The following is a 14108-nucleotide window of genomic DNA, read 5'->3' on the forward strand; positions in this document are numbered from 1 at the left end:
CGTGCCGCACAATGCGCGGCGTATGACCTTCAAGCTCCCCGTCGCACTCGCATTCGCACTGGTCCTGTCCTTCGGTGCCAGCCATGCGGCAGCGCTGAAAGACGGCGACATCATCTTCCACACCTCGCGCTCGGCACAGAGCATCGCCGTGCAACGCGCCACCGGCTCGCGCTACAGCCACATGGGCATCGTGCTGCTGCGGGGCGGCAAGCCCTATGTGTTCGAGGCGGTGTCGACGGTGCGCTACACGCCGCTCGCGCAATGGACGGCACGCGGCAACGGCGGGCACTACGTGGTGAAGCGGCTGCGCAATGCCGACACGCTGCTGACACCGGGCGCGGTGGCCAAACTGCGCGCAGGCACCTCGGACTTCGAGGGCCGCCCCTACGACCTGACCTTCGAGTGGTCGGACAAGCGCATCTACTGCTCCGAGCTGGTGTGGAAGCTCTACCAGCGCGCGCTGGGCGTGCGCATCGGCGAGCTGCAGAAGATCCGCGAATTCAACCTGGGCGACCCCGCTGTGCGCGCCAAGATGCGCGAACGCTATGGCGACAAGGTGCCGATGGACGAGCCGGTGATCTCGCCGGTGGCGATGTTCGAATCGCCTCTGCTCGTGACCGTCGAAACCCGCTGACCGTATCTCCCCCGCGCAGGCACACGCCGCCCGACCGCGAGACAATCGTGGCCGTGAGTTCACAGACCCAGCCACCGCCACCTGCGACACCGCCGATCCGCCGCATCGCGCACCTCGACATGGACGCCTTCTACGCGTCGGTCGAGTTGCTGCGCTATCCGCAGCTCAAGGGCCTGCCGGTGGTCATCGGCGGTGGGCGGCGGCGTGTGGACGAAGCCATCCGCAACCTGCCCGAGGGCGGCACGCTGGCCGACATTCCGGTCGAGTCCTTTCCGCTGCTGAAGGATTACACCGGCCGCGGCGTGATCACCACCGCCACCTACCCGGCGCGGCAGTTCGGCGTGGGCTCGGCCATGGGGCTCATGAAGGCCGCCAAGCTGTGTCCGCAGGCCATCATCCTGCCGGTGGACTTCGACGAATACCGGCGCTATTCGCGCGCCTTCAAGAACCTCATCCTGGAGGTCGCGCCGCTCATGGAAGACCGTGGCGTGGACGAGGTGTACATCGACTTCACCGACGTGCCCGGCGGCCAGCGCGACGGCGGACGCTCGCTGGCGCGGCTGCTGCAAAAAGCCATCTTCGATGCCACCGGCCTGACCTGCTCCATCGGCGTGGCGCCCAACAAGCTCATCGCCAAGATGGCGAGCGAGTTCAACAAGCCCAACGGCATCTCGGTGGTCTACGAGGACGATCTCGAATCGCGCATCTGGCCGCTGCCCTGCCGCAAGGTGAACGGCATCGGCCCCAAGGCCGACGAGAAGCTCAAGCGCTTCGGCATCGAGACCGTGGGCCAGCTCGCGGCGCGCGACCGCGACTGGCTCGTTGCCACCTTCGGCAAGGCCACCGGCGCGTGGATGCACGAGGTGGCCTGGGGTCGCGACAACCGCCCGGTGGTGACCGAGAGCGAACCCGTGTCGATGAGCCGCGAGACCACCTTCGACCGCGACCTGCACGCAGTGCGCGACCGCGCCGAGCTGGGCGCGATCTTCACGCAGCTGTGCGAGCAGCTCGCCGCCGACCTGCAGCGCAAGGGCTACGTGGGCAAGACCATCGGCATCAAGCTGCGCTACGACGATTTCAAGATCGCCACGCGCGACCAGACCATCGACCGCTTCACGGACGACGCGAAGACCATCCGCCACACGGGCGGTCTGTGCCTGAAGCGCGTGCCGCTGGAGCGCCCGCTGCGCCTGCTGGGCGTGCGCGTGGGCGCGCTGGCAAAGGCGGGCAGCCCCGAGGCGCTGGCGCCTGCCGGGGCCGGTGCGCATCGCGCCGCCTCGGAACCGGCGGCGACCACCGCGTCGCTGTTCTGAACACGCCATGGTGAAACGCTGGCTGCGACGCATCGCCTTCACGCTGCTGGGCTTCGTCGCGCTGGTCGGCCTCTACGTGGCCACGGCCTGCGTGCTGGTGTTCTGGCCAGCCAATGCAAAGCCCTCGAATGATGCAACCGCCGACGCGCAAGCCTGGGTGCTGAGCAACGGCGTGCACACCGACTACGTGTTCCCCATCCGTTCGGCCACCGTCGACTGGCTGCAGGTGTTTCCGCTGAAGGACTTCAAGGCGCCGCCGCCCGATGCCGAGTTCATCGCCATCGGCTGGGGCGACCGCGAGTTCTACCTGAACACGCCCACCTGGGGCGACCTCACGGCGGCGCGCGCCTTCGGGGCGCTGTCGGGCGGCAACCGCGCGCTGATGCATGTGAGCTACCTGCGGCGCAACCAGCTGGGGCGCGGCGCCTACAGCCTGCCGCTCTCGCAGGCGCAGTACGCGCAGCTGGCCGGCTACGTGCGCGCCGCCCTGCCATCGGGCCAGGCCACGCCCATTGCGGGTGCGCACTACGACAGCCAGGACGCCTTCTACGAAGCCGAAGGCGGCTACAACCTCTTCGAGACCTGCAACACCTGGATCGGGCGCGGACTGCGGCGCTCGGGCGTCACCGTCAGCCGCTGGACGCCCTTCGACTTCACGGTGACGTGGCACCTGAGGCCTGCGCGGCCCTGAGCGACGAAGCTCAGGGCTTCGGCACGCCGGCCGACCACTGCGGCCAGTTCGCGACGATGTGATCGACCACGCGGCTGCCCACCAGTTCGATGTTTTCCACCGTCTCCGCAAAGCCGCCGGCCGTTTCGCCCGGTGCCGGGTCCAGGTGCTGCAGCGTGGTTTCCTTCGGGCTGCCCTGGTCGAAGTTGACGGCGCCGCGCAGGCTCATCACGCGGTCGGTGCCGTGGGTGCGCTTGATGACCAGGGTGATGGCGGCGGCTTCCATTTCGGTGATGACGTAGTCGTCGGCACCGTAGAGCTTGGCGATGTACTGCGCCTGCTTCGACATGCCGGGGCCGTGGAAGAAGGTGTCGCCGGTCATGTGCGTGCCGGTGCCCACGAAGGGCGCGCGGCGGGCCGCGGCGTCGGGGTAGCGCAGGCGGTACTTGCGGGCCGAGTCGGCATCTTTCAGCGGCGTGTCGGCCGAGAGCTTCATGGCCCAGCCCACGAGGTCGGGGTTGAGCTTGAAGCGGCGGTATTCCTCGTAGCCCTTGCGCGGCATGAAGGTCGGCTCGCCGGGCTTGTTCTCTTCGGGGGCCCAGCGGTGGCCCAGGTCGTAGTCGACCAGCCAGGTGGCCCAGCTCACTTCGCCGATGGTTCCGCGCGAGGGCGGCGTGCCGGCCACGCCCGAGATCACGTAGTAGCTCTGCGAGAAGTCGAACTGCGGATTCAGCAAGATGGCCTGCATCGACGACGACGAGTTGACCTTGCCCATGCCGAGCACCGCGCCGCACACGCCGTCGGTGTTGCAGTACACGGGCTGCAGCGCACCGGGCACCGCAATGGGCTTGGCGCCCTTCCAGTAGCGCTCGTACCAGTGCTGGAACTCGCCGGCACGGTCGCCGGTGTTCTGGCCGATCTCGAACATGGCGGCGACGAAGACCTTGACCTTCACGGGCGCGGCCGGGGCCGAGGCGGTCGGGGTGGAGGTGGAAGCACAGGCCGTGAACAGCAGCGCCGCGGCGGGCACAGCCAGCCAGCGAGCGGTGAAAAGGGAGGACCTGGAAGAAGTCATTCTGGAACCCGGTAAGAAAGACAAAGACGGCAGGACAAGGACAGCAAGCGCGCCCGGCGTCCTACAAGCGGCAATTGTCGGTGCTGGCAAAAGCGCGATGTAACGCCATCACGCAAACCCCATGCCGGACTCTTCCACTCCTGCAAAGCCTTCTTCGAAGCCTCCCTCGAAGCCGACGCCCATCGCCAACGGCCTCGTCTACGTGAACCCCGACATGCCCGGCATCCGCCGCCTGAAGCACGGCGAGCGCTTTCGCTACCGCGATGCCAAGGGCCAATGGCTGCGCGACGTGGACGAGAACTCGCGCATCCGCACGCTGGCCATTCCACCGGCCTACACCCAGGTGTGGATCTGCCCGCTGCCCAACGGCCACCTGCAGGCCACCGGCATCGACGCGCGCGGGCGCAAGCAGTACCGCTACCACGCCGACTGGCGCTCGATGAAGGACGAGACCAAGTTCGACCGCCTCGAAGCCTTCGCGCTCGCGCTGCCGCGCATCCGCGCCCGGGTGGCGCGCGACCTGAAATTGCCAAGGGGCCGGAAGGCGCCGGGCCGCAGCCAGGTGCTCGCGGCGGTGGTGCGCCTGCTCGACACCACGCTGCTGCGCGTGGGCAACGAGGAATACGCGAGCAGCAACGGCTCCTACGGCCTCACCACGCTGCGCAACCGGCATGCGGCCGTACAGGGCCAGGCCCTGCGGCTGCGCTTTCGGGGCAAGAGCGGCGTGATGCACGAGGCGAAGCTCGACGACCCGCGCGTGGCCCGGGTGGTACGGCAATGCCAGCAACTGCCGGGGCAGGCGCTGTTCCAGTACGTGGACGAGGATGCAGACGGAGGCGGAAATGGCGAACTGCGCAGCGTCTCGTCCACCGACGTGAACGACTACCTGGCCGAAGCCGCGCAAGGCGAGCGCTTCACCGCGAAAGATTTCCGCACCTGGCACGGCACCGTGCAGGCGCTGGAACTCACCCGGCTGGCCTGCGAGCCGGGCCGCACCGCGACCGACGGCACTCGCTACAGCGCAAAGGACATCCTCGCGGCCGTCGCCAGGCAGCTCGGCAACACGCCCGCGGTTTGCAAGAAGGCGTATGTGCACCCGGCTGTGCTGGCGCTGGGCAGTGCACTGTCGGACGGCGACGAAGCCACCGGCGCGCTGTTCGAGAAGATCACCGGGCACGGCACGGCCAGGCCATCGCGTGGGCTGCATGCGGCCGAACGGCGGCTGCTGGCCTTCCTGCGAGCGCCACAGCGGAGGCAAGCGGTGTGCGGCACCAGCCGCAGCAGCAAGACTCAGCTACCGGTCGCGAGCACGAGGCGCACGCTGTCGCCATCCAGCGCCACGGCGTAGCCAAGGTCTTCGGCCAGGTTCTGCAGCGCGACGGCATCGATGGCCAGGGCGCGCGGTGCGCGGTGCGCGTCGAGCACGGCAGGCGTGCCGCCGGGCTCGCGCGGCAGGGCCGTGAGGCGCAGTGCATTCGCGCCATCCGCCTCGACACGGATCGCCCCTGCCTCGGCCGCGCCGTCGTGCAAGTAGCCCAGCGCCCCGAGGAACAGGTAGCGCAGCGCGGCCGCGGCGGGCCAGCGGTGCTCGTCTTCCTGCGGATCGAGCGAGGCATCGGCGTCGAGCGACACGCCGTGCAGGTCGAAGGCCGAGCGCATCAGCGCCACGCATTGCGCCACCAGCGCGCTGCGGGTAATGCCGTCGTCGGTGGTGGCCAGTTCCCAGTCGCGCAGCGAGCGGATGGCTTCGATCAGCTCCGACACCTGGTTGTCGATCAGCGCCACCCGCTCCTCGCAGGCCGCGGCGTCGATGGTGGCGGCGCCAACCTGCCGCTTGAGCATCAGCAGCGCCATGCGGATCACCGAGACGGGTGCCGCCATGTCGTGCCGCAAGGCGGGCAACGCACGTGTGAGCAGTTCGTGGCGCACGCCGGCGGCGATCCAGCTGCGCGCGCTGGGCGAGGCCTTCATTGCGCAGCAGCCACGGGCGTCGGGTTCATCGGCACGGTCACGAGGTACTTCCTGAAACGGGGGAGTTAACAAGTATCGTGCCCGCCCCCGGGTGCGGGTGTAGGAGCGTGCCTACGATGGCCCCGCTCACCGGTTGGGAATGTCCGAAAACGGCGCGCAACGCGCCTGCAATTCGCGCTTGAGCAGCTTCCCATTGGCCGTGGTGGGCATCGCATCGATCACCTCGATGCGGGCCGGGCGTTTGTAAGGCGACAGGTGCTCGACAAGGTGCGCGCGCAGAGCCGCTTCGTCGAGCGCGGCGCCGGGTTTCAGCTCGACGAAGGCGACGACCTGCTCGTTGCCATCGGCCTCGGGCACGCCGACCACCGCGCACAGGTGCACGCCGTCGAAACGGCCGATCACCGCCTCGATTTCCGCCGGGTACACGTTGAAGCCCGAACGGATGATCATTTCCTTCAGCCTGCCGACCACGAACAGCGCACCGTCGCTGCCGAAGCGCCCGAGATCGCCGGTGGCGTACCAGCCGCCGGGGCGCATCACCTGCGCCGTGGCAGCGGCGTCGCGGAAGTAGCCGAGCATGAGGCCGGGGCCGCGCAGCCAAATCTCGCCGGTATCGCCGGGCGCGGCGTCGTTGCCGTCGAGGGTCACGATGCGGGCCTCTCCGCCTTCCACCGCGTAGCCCGCCGAGGTGTCCGCGCGCGGCGATTCGGTGCGCGTGAGAAACACCGAGCCCGCGTACTCCGACAGCCCGTAGCCATAGTGCAGCGGCTGGCCGAACAACTGCTCCACGCGCTGCTTGAGCGCCGGGTCGAGCGGCGCAGAGCCGGTGTAGACGTAGCGCAACTGCGGAAAGCGCGGCGCCACACCCTCCGCCTCGATGTGGGCCAGCAGGCGCGCATACATCGTCGGCGGCCCGAGCAGGTTCGACACCTGCTCGTGCGCCAGCGCCTGCAGCATATCGGCCGGCGAGAAGCTGCCGCGCAGCACCAGCGCGGCACCGCCCGTGAGCGCGGCCATCAGCACCGTGCCGATGCCGAAGATGTGCGTCATCGGCAGGAAGGCATAGGCGCGGTCATGCTCGCTCAGGGCTCGCACCTGGGCCGAGACGCGGCCGAAATGCAGCAGGCCGCGGTGCGACACCATCACGCCCTTGGGCGTGCCTGAGGTACCGGAAGTGAAGATGATGGCGGCCGTGTCGGCCAATGCCGGATCGGGCTCGGTACGCGCTTCGTCGCGCACCGTCGAGCGCATCACGCCCGGTAGCGCGGACGGCATCGCGCTGGCCCTCTGCGCATGCTTTTCAGCGGCTTCGGATACCCCGGTCGTGAAGTAGCAAAGCCGCCCATCCGCACGCTCGGCAATGGCCGCGACCTCACCCGGCGACATGCGCGCATTCACGCCGCACGACCACGCCCCGACGCGGCTGCAGGCCATGAGCAGCGCGATATGCGCGGCGCAGTTCTCGGCCACCAGCACCACGCGGTCGGTCGGCCTCACGCCGGCGACCAGCAGGTCGTTTGTGGCGGCATCGACCATCGATTGCAGCGCCGCATACGTCGTCGTTGCACCGGGTTCGAAAAGAAAGACAGCCTCCGGCGTGCGAGCCGCGCGTGCCTCCAACAACTGATGAATTTTCTGCATCGTCTATTCCGCCTCGATGCCCTTGGACGCCGTCGCCCAGAGCTGGCGGTCTGACTTGCCCTTTGTCGCCAGCAGATCAGCCGCACCAGACCACACGTCGTAGCCCTGCTCGCGCAGCCGGTTCGCGATGTCTTCGCGCGCCAGCATCTTCTGCGCCGCGGCGTTCACGCGCGCGACCAGCGCCGGGTCCATGCGCGCCGGGCCGTAGAGGCCGAACCAGCCGCCCACGTCATAGCCGGGCACGCCCGACTCGATCATGGTCGGCACATCGGGCAGCATGCGGTTGCGCTGGCGCGAGGTAACGGCCAGCGCGCGCACCTTGCCCGTCTGGATGAAGGGCTTCGAGGTGGCGATGATGTCGAACATCATGGTCACGGTGCCGCCCATCACGTCGGCGAGCGCCGGTGCGCTGCCCTTGTAGGGCACGTGCGTGAGCTGCACGCCGGTCATCTTCTCCAGCAGCGCGCCGCTCAGGTGGTTGGACGCGCCCACGCCCGCCGAGCCGTAGAACACCTTGCCGGGCCGCGCCTTCGCGTAGGCCAGCAGCTCGGCGAGGTTGCGCACCGGCACTTCGTTGTTGATGACGAGCACGTTGGTGTAGTCCACCAGCGGTGCGATGGGCGTCAGGTCCTTCATCGGGTCGAAGGCCATCTTGCGCTGCACGTTCGGGTTGATGGTGATGGTCGGGCTCGCGCCGAAGAACAGCATCGTGCCGTCGGGCGCAGCCTTGGCGACCGCGTCGCCGCCCAGCGAGCCGCTGGCGCCAGGGCGGTTGTCGACGATGACCTGCGTGCCCAGTTCCTGGCTCAGTGCGGGCGCGAGCAGGCGCGCGGCGCCGTCGACTGGGCCGCCAGCCGAATAGCCGACCACCAGCTTGATGAGCGGCGGCAGGGGCTGCTGCGCGAAAGCACGATGCGGCAGTGTGGCCAGCGCCGCGCTGCCTGCCATCGCGGCCATCAGTTGGCGGCGCGAGAAGTGAGTCGATGTCATGAGCGTTGTCTCCTGTTGTTTATTTCTTCGGCTGCGGCACCGCTCAGGCCGGCAAGTCCAGAACCTGCCGCGCGAGGATGTTGCGCTGTATCTCGTTGGTGCCGCCGTAGATCATTGCGGCGGTGGAGCCGATGAGCGGAGAGAGCACGTTGAAGCTCTGGCCGTCGAGCACCTGGTCGCCGGCCACGGCGCCCTGCTCTTCGCCCGCCTCGACCAGCAACGCACCGATGCGGTGATAGGTCTCGCTCGCCCAGATCTTCAGCAGCGACACCGAAGCCGGCAGCGGCTTGCCGGCGCGCACGATGTTCGCGAAGCCCGTGTAGGCGGCCGACAGGTCGAGCACGTCGAGCCGCAGCGCCGCGAAGCGCTGCGCGAACACCGGGTCGGCGAACAGGCGCCGCGCCTGCGCCAGCCGCGCCAGCTGGCCCAGCGCGTACTGCGACTGCTTGGGGCTGCCCAGGAAGATGCGCTCGAAGCCCAGCAGTGCCTTCGCGATGGTCCAGCCGCCATGCAGCTTGCCCACGAGGTTCTCTGCCGGCACGCGCACGTTGTCGAAGAACACTTCGCAGAACTCGGGCTCGCCGGCCAGCGTATGAATCGGCCGGATGGTGATGCCCTGCGTGCGCAGGTCGCACAGCAGGAAGCTGATGCCCTCCTGCTTGCGCGCGTCCTTGTCGGTGCGTACGAGCATGAAGATGTGGTTGGCGTCCTGCGCGAGCGTGGTCCAGATCTTCTGGCCGTTGACGACGAAATGATCGCCTTGCGCATCGCGCGCAGGCAAGGCTTCGGTGCGCAGGCCCGCCAGGTCGGAACCGGCATTGGGCTCCGAATAGCCCTGGCACCAGACATGCTCGCCGCTCAAAATGCGCGGCAGAAAGCGCTGCTGCTGCTCGGGCGTGCCGTGCTGGATGAGCAGCGGTCCGATCATCACGATGCCCTGGTCGGGCGCGCGCGCCACGCCGTGCTGCTCCAGCTCCTCGATCCACGCGATGAGCTTGTCCGCCGGCAGGCCCATGCCGCCATGCGCCTGCGGCCATGCGGGCGCGATCCAGCCTTGCGCCGACAGCGTGAGATACCACTCGCGCATCTCGCCCCAGCGCGCCCGATGCGAGAGGTAGCGCAGCTGCTGCGGATAGCGCTGCTGCAGGAAAGCGCGCACCATGCGGCGGAAGTCGGCCTCGGGCATAGCGGACCAGTCGGCGGTGCGCGGAAACTCGCCGCTCCACTCGGCCGCACCCACCGTGGCTTCCACATCGCCCGACAGTGACGCATGCCGGCGCTGGTGCGCGCTGACGTTGCCCAGCCAGGCCGACAGGCACAGCACGCGCTTGTAGAACAGGCTCAGGTCGCACTCCTGCGTGTAGCCGATGGCGCCATGCAACTGCACGGACGCACGGGAGGCCTGTAGTGCGGCAGCTGTACAGCGCGCGTTGACGCGGCTCGCCTCGGCTTCCATCCGCTCCGCCGGCAAACCCTGTGCCGCCAGAGCCAGCACCTCGTTCAACGTGGCCTGTGCCACTTCGAGGTGGATGAACATGTCGACGCAGCGGTGCTGCAGCGCCTGAAAGCTGCCGATGGGCTTGCCGAACTGCGAACGGGTGCGCAGGTAGGCCAGCGTCTGCGCCAGCATGGCCTGCCCCGCACCCAGCAGTTCGGCCGATTGCAGTATCTGGCCGGCTGCGAGGGCATGGCGCAAGGCGTCTTGCGCAGCCGGGCCTTCGGCCAGCACTGCGCTACCCGGCAGCGCGACCTGTTCGAAGCGCAGGTTCGATGCCTTGCTGCCATCGACCAGCGGCACCAGCACCTCCGTCACGCCTTCGGTGCCGCGCGGCACCCACAGCAGCACCGCGTCGTCTTCACCGCGCGCCGACACCAGCCAGCCGCTGGCAGCCGCGCCGGGCAGCACCATGAGTTTTTCGCCTTGCAGCAGCACGCCGCCTGTGTGCCCGGGCCGGGCCTCACAGCCGCAGGCCAGCGGCACCGCGCTCAGGTCGCCCGCGCTTTCCTGCCATGCCAGCGCGGGCAGGCTGCGGCCCGCGACCAGTTCGGCGAGCAAGGCATCCGCGCCCGGCGTGCCGAGCCGCGCCAACAACAGCGCGCTGAGGCCAGCCACGGCCAGCAGCGACTCGGGCGCGACATGCTCACCCGCGGCCCGCAGGATTTCCGCGGCGCCGTCGAGCCCCAACGCGAGCCCGCCAGCCGATTCGGGCGCCAGCATGCCGGGCCAGCCCAGCGCGACGACGTCGCCCCAGCCTTCGGCCTCGTCGGCATCAGGTTGTTCCATGCATGCGCGCCGCCGCTGGATGGCGCGACTGCGAACGAAGTAGTCGAGCGCCGATTCGCGCACTGCCGAAAGTGATTCAAGATCCATCGCCGCAGCGTGCCTGAAGACCCCGCCAACGAGCATTTGCATTTGCCGAAGGGAGGGTTTCGCAATCAGAGAACCACCCCGCGCGAGGGCGGGCTAGATTCGCTGCCATGACCAAGATCAAGAAATCCCTGCACACCGAACTGGGCCACAGCACGCCCGACAAGATCACCGTGCGCGGGCGCGACCTGCCTTCGGAAATCCTCGGCCACCTCAACCTCGGCGACATGGCCTTCCTGGAGCTGACCGGGCGCATCCCGACGCCGCAGGAATCCGTCACGTTCAACGCCATCGTCGTTACGCTGGTGGAGCACGGCATCACGCCCAGCGCGCTGGCCGCGCGCCTCACTTATGCCGGCGCACCCGAAGCGCTGCAAGCCGCCGTGGCAGCCGGTCTTTGCGGCTTGGGCACGGTGTTCGTCGGCAGCACCGAGGGCGCCGCCAAGATGCTCTACGAAGCGATTCCCTTCGGCGAGAAGCCCACGCGCCCGCTCGCCGACATGGCAAAAGACATCGTGGCCGACCACCGCGCGCGCAAGCAGATCGTGCCGGGCCTCGGTCATCCGCTGCACAAGCCCATCGACCCACGCACGCCGCGCCTCTTTCAGATCGCGGCGGAGAACGGGCTCTCCACGCACTACGTCGCGCTGATGCAGGCGGTGCAGGAAGAAGCCGAGCGCGTATCGGGCAAGTCGCTGCCGATCAACGCGACCGGAGCCATTGGCGCGATTGCGGCCGAGTTCGGCTTTCCGTGGAAGATCATTCGCGGCTTCGGCGTGATGGCGCGCGCCATCGGCCTCGTGGGCCACATCCTGGAAGAGATCGACGACCCGATGGCCATCGAGATCTGGCAACGCGTGGAAAAAGAAGCCGGTGGCCCCCGCCAGGACTGAGCAGTAACGACCAATGAACAACGCCAACGACAAGAGCTTTCCCGACATCCGCGACGCCGTGCGCGACCTTTGCGCGCAGTTTCCCGATGCCTACTTCCGCAAGATCGACGAGGCGCGCGGCTACCCCGCCGAATTCGTCGACGCGCTCACCAAGGCCGGCTGGATGGCCGCGCTGATCCCGCAGGAGTACGGCGGCTCGGGCCTGGGGCTGACCGAGGCCTCGGTGATCATGGAAGAAATCAACCGCTGCGGCGGCAACTCCGGCGCCTGCCACGGCCAGATGTACAACATGGGCACGCTGCTGCGACACGGCAGCGAGGCGCAGAAGCGCAACTACCTGCCGAAGATCGCCAACGGCGAGCTACGCCTGCAGTCGATGGGCGTGACCGAGCCCACCACCGGCACCGACACCACCAAGATCAAGACCACGGCGGTGAAGAAGGGTGACCGCTACGTCATCAACGGCCAGAAGGTGTGGATCTCGCGCATCCAGCATTCGGACCTGATGATTTTGCTGGCGCGCACCACGCCGCTGGCGGACGTGAAGAAGAAGTCCGAAGGCATGTCGATCTTCATCGTCGACCTGCGCGAGGCCATCGGCAAGGGGCTCACGGTGCAGCCCATCCTGAACATGGTGAACCACGAGACCAACGAGCTGTTCTTCGAGAACCTCGAGATTCCGGCGGAGAATCTGATCGGCGAGGAAGGCCAGGGCTTCAAGTACATCCTCGACGGACTCAACGCCGAGCGCACGCTGATCGCGGCCGAATGCATTGGCGACGGCTACTGGTTCATCGACCGTGTGACGGCCTACACCAAGGAGCGCGTTGTGTTCGGCCGGCCCATCGGTCAGAACCAGGGCGTGCAGTTTCCGATCGCCGAGGCATTCATCGAAGTAGAAGCGGCGAACCTGATGCGCTATGAGGCCTGTCGCCTGTTCGATGCGCACCAGCCCTGCGGCGCGCAGGCCAACATGGCGAAGTACCTTGCGGCCAAGGCGAGCTGGGAGGCGGCCAATGCCTGCCTGCAGTTCCACGGGGGCTTCGGCTTTGCGTGCGAATACGACATCGAGCGCAAATTCAGGGAGACACGGCTGTACCAGGTGGCGCCGATTTCGACGAACCTCATCCTCAGCTATGTGGCGGAGCACATGCTCGGCCTGCCCCGTTCGTTCTGAAGGACTTCATTGCCATGAACCCAGTCGACCATCCGAGCAAAGTGCTCGCGACCTTCGCGGCCGAGCTGCAGTTCGCCGACATTCCTGCCCCAGTGCTGCGCCGCACCGAAGACCTGATGCTCGACTGGCTGGGCTCCGTGCTCGCGGCCCGCACGGCACGGCCGGTGCGCAGCATCGAACGCTTCGCGCAGATGATGGGCCCCGCTGACGGGCCCAGCGAGATACTGACTTCGCGCCGCACCAGCTCGCCTGTGTTCGCGGCACTGGTCAATGCAGCGGCCTCGCATTTCGTGGAGCAGGACGATGTGCACAACGGCTCGGTGTTCCACCCGGCGGCAGTCGTCATTGCGCCAGCACTCGCCGTTGCGCAGAGCATCGGAGCGAGCGGTGCGCAACTGCTGACCGCTGTTGTCGCGGGCTACGAGGTTGGCATCCGTGTCGGCGAATTCCTCGGCCGCTCGCACTACAAGACCTTCCACACGACCGCGACGGCAGGCACGCTCGCAGCCGCCGCCGCAGTGGGCCGTTTGCTGGACCTCACGCCGCAACAGATGCTGCATGCCTTCGGCTCGGCCGGCACCCAATCGGCCGGAGTGTGGGAGTTCCTGCGCGACGCGGCTGACTCCAAGCAACTGCACTGCGCGCATGCCGCAGCAAGCGGGCTGATGTCGGCTTACTTAGCTCAGGACGGCTTCACCGGCGCGGCGAAGATCCTCGAAGGCGCGCAGGGCCTGGGCGCCGGCATGTCGAGCGATGCAGACCCGGCAAAGCTCACCGACGGCCTCGGCACGCGTTGGACGCTGGCCGAGACCTCCTTCAAATACCACGCCTCCTGCCGCCACACCCACCCCGCCGCCGACGCGCTGTTGCAGGTGATGACGCAGAACAAGCTGAAGCCCACCGACGTGTCGCACGTGACCACGCACGTGCACCAGGGCGCCATCGACGTGCTCGGCCGCGTGACCGTGCCGGCCACCGTGCACCAGGGCAAGTTCTCGATGGGCACAGTGTTGGGCCTCATCGCCGTGCACGGCCGCGCGGGTCTCGGCGAGTTCGACCGCGACTTTCTAGCGCCCGAGGTCTCTGCCTTCCGCGACAAGGTGACGATGCAGCTCGACGAAGAAGTCGACACCGCCTACCCCGCACGCTGGATCGGCAAGGTCAGCGTGCAGACCACCGACGGCCGCACGCTGCAAGGCCGCGTGGACGAACCCAAGGGCGACCCCGGCAACAGCCTGAACCGCGCGGAGATCGAAGACAAGATGCAGCGCCTGGCGTACTACGGCGAAGGCGCGACGGCCGACGAAGCGAAGGCGCTGTGCAAGCGCATCTGGCAACTGGCCGACACGCCGCGCGTGGAACGCTGGCTGGCCTGA

12 protein-coding genes are annotated in these 14108 nt (G+C 68.0%); 7 read left to right on the plus strand and 5 right to left on the minus strand.

Annotation, left to right across the window (positions count from 1 at the left end):
- The first annotated feature begins 22 nt into the window (after positions 1-22).
- The 3 genes from ACSFCA_RS05585 to ACSFCA_RS05595 all read left to right on the plus strand — a co-directional run bounded on the left by ACSFCA_RS05585 (position 23) and on the right by ACSFCA_RS05595 (position 2638).
- Complete coding sequence (locus ACSFCA_RS05585; RefSeq protein ID WP_435458889.1) at positions 23-634, plus strand: YiiX family permuted papain-like enzyme; 612 nt, start codon at positions 23-25, stop codon at positions 632-634.
- A gap of 119 nt (positions 635-753) precedes the next feature.
- Complete coding sequence (locus tag ACSFCA_RS05590; RefSeq protein ID WP_435459058.1) at positions 754-1947, plus strand: Y-family DNA polymerase; 1194 nt, start codon at positions 754-756, stop codon at positions 1945-1947.
- 7 nt (positions 1948-1954) lie between these two features.
- On the plus strand, positions 1955-2638 hold the full coding sequence (locus tag ACSFCA_RS05595) for a TIGR02117 family protein (RefSeq protein WP_435458890.1): 684 nt from the start codon (positions 1955-1957) through the stop codon (positions 2636-2638).
- A 10-nt stretch (positions 2639-2648) separates the two neighbouring features.
- Here ACSFCA_RS05595 and ACSFCA_RS05600 read toward each other — a convergent pair whose 3' ends face one another.
- On the minus strand, positions 2649-3692 hold the full coding sequence (locus ACSFCA_RS05600) for a purine-nucleoside phosphorylase (protein ID WP_435458891.1): 1044 nt from the start codon (positions 3690-3692) through the stop codon (positions 2649-2651).
- Between the two features lie 121 nt (positions 3693-3813).
- Here ACSFCA_RS05600 and ACSFCA_RS05605 point away from each other — a divergent pair, with 121 nt between their 5' ends.
- Positions 3814-5040 (plus strand): DNA topoisomerase IB, encoded by a 1227-nt coding sequence (locus ACSFCA_RS05605; RefSeq protein WP_435458892.1) that lies wholly within the window; start codon positions 3814-3816, stop codon positions 5038-5040.
- Here ACSFCA_RS05605 and ACSFCA_RS05610 read toward each other — a convergent pair.
- From ACSFCA_RS05610 to ACSFCA_RS05625, 4 genes are all read right to left on the minus strand, one after another.
- A complete protein-coding gene (locus tag ACSFCA_RS05610) occupies positions 4983-5663 on the minus strand; it encodes a hypothetical protein (RefSeq protein WP_435458893.1) in 681 nt (226 codons plus the stop codon). The genes ACSFCA_RS05605 and ACSFCA_RS05610 overlap by 58 nt on opposite strands.
- Before the next feature lie 126 nt (positions 5664-5789).
- Positions 5790-7304 (minus strand): class I adenylate-forming enzyme family protein, encoded by a 1515-nt coding sequence (locus tag ACSFCA_RS05615; protein WP_435458894.1) that lies wholly within the window; start codon positions 7302-7304, stop codon positions 5790-5792.
- 3 nt (positions 7305-7307) lie between these two features.
- Positions 7308-8294, minus strand: coding sequence for a Bug family tripartite tricarboxylate transporter substrate binding protein (locus ACSFCA_RS05620; RefSeq protein ID WP_435458895.1), 987 nt, complete (start codon positions 8292-8294; stop codon positions 7308-7310).
- A gap of 43 nt (positions 8295-8337) precedes the next feature.
- Positions 8338-10665, minus strand: coding sequence for an acyl-CoA dehydrogenase family protein (locus ACSFCA_RS05625; protein ID WP_435458896.1), 2328 nt, complete (start codon positions 10663-10665; stop codon positions 8338-8340).
- Positions 10666-10772: 107 nt separating this feature from the next.
- Here ACSFCA_RS05625 and ACSFCA_RS05630 point away from each other — a divergent pair, with 107 nt between their 5' ends.
- Genes ACSFCA_RS05630 through ACSFCA_RS05640 form a run of 3 tightly spaced genes read left to right on the plus strand, consistent with a single transcriptional unit; the run spans position 10773 to position 14108 of the window.
- The gene (locus ACSFCA_RS05630; RefSeq protein WP_435458897.1) at positions 10773-11555 is read left to right on the plus strand and encodes a citryl-CoA lyase; all 783 of its coding nucleotides are present in this window, start codon (positions 10773-10775) and stop codon (positions 11553-11555) included.
- A gap of 13 nt (positions 11556-11568) precedes the next feature.
- Positions 11569-12732 carry an acyl-CoA dehydrogenase family protein gene (locus ACSFCA_RS05635; protein ID WP_093049052.1) on the plus strand — a complete coding sequence of 388 codons (1164 nt, stop codon included), beginning with the start codon at positions 11569-11571 and terminating at the stop codon, positions 12730-12732.
- Between the two features lie 14 nt (positions 12733-12746).
- Entirely contained in the window at positions 12747-14108 is a 1362-nt protein-coding gene (locus ACSFCA_RS05640; RefSeq protein ID WP_435458898.1) for an MmgE/PrpD family protein, read from the plus strand.

The organism is Variovorax multivorans, from assembly GCF_051216835.1.
In the GTDB taxonomy this organism is placed as follows: Bacteria; Pseudomonadota; Gammaproteobacteria; order Burkholderiales; family Burkholderiaceae_C; genus Variovorax.

Excerpts from the sequence above, each read along its gene's own strand:
- ACSFCA_RS05585 (WP_435458889.1), top strand. The coding sequence starts at position 23 with ATGACCTTCAAGCTCCCCGTCGCACTCGCATTCGCACTGGTCCTGTCC.
- ACSFCA_RS05590 (WP_435459058.1), top strand. The coding sequence starts at position 754 with ATGGACGCCTTCTACGCGTCGGTCGAGTTGCTGCGCTATCCGCAGCTC.
- ACSFCA_RS05595 (WP_435458890.1), top strand. The coding sequence starts at position 1,955 with ATGGTGAAACGCTGGCTGCGACGCATCGCCTTCACGCTGCTGGGCTTC.
- ACSFCA_RS05600 (WP_435458891.1), bottom strand. The coding sequence starts at position 3,692 with ATGACTTCTTCCAGGTCCTCCCTTTTCACCGCTCGCTGGCTGGCTGTG.
- ACSFCA_RS05605 (WP_435458892.1), top strand. The coding sequence starts at position 3,814 with ATGCCGGACTCTTCCACTCCTGCAAAGCCTTCTTCGAAGCCTCCCTCG.
- ACSFCA_RS05610 (WP_435458893.1), bottom strand. The coding sequence starts at position 5,663 with ATGAAGGCCTCGCCCAGCGCGCGCAGCTGGATCGCCGCCGGCGTGCGC.
- ACSFCA_RS05615 (WP_435458894.1), bottom strand. The coding sequence starts at position 7,304 with ATGCAGAAAATTCATCAGTTGTTGGAGGCACGCGCGGCTCGCACGCCG.
- ACSFCA_RS05620 (WP_435458895.1), bottom strand. The coding sequence starts at position 8,294 with ATGACATCGACTCACTTCTCGCGCCGCCAACTGATGGCCGCGATGGCA.
- ACSFCA_RS05625 (WP_435458896.1), bottom strand. The coding sequence starts at position 10,665 with ATGGATCTTGAATCACTTTCGGCAGTGCGCGAATCGGCGCTCGACTAC.
- ACSFCA_RS05630 (WP_435458897.1), top strand. The coding sequence starts at position 10,773 with ATGACCAAGATCAAGAAATCCCTGCACACCGAACTGGGCCACAGCACG.
- ACSFCA_RS05635 (WP_093049052.1), top strand. The coding sequence starts at position 11,569 with ATGAACAACGCCAACGACAAGAGCTTTCCCGACATCCGCGACGCCGTG.
- ACSFCA_RS05640 (WP_435458898.1), top strand. The coding sequence starts at position 12,747 with ATGAACCCAGTCGACCATCCGAGCAAAGTGCTCGCGACCTTCGCGGCC.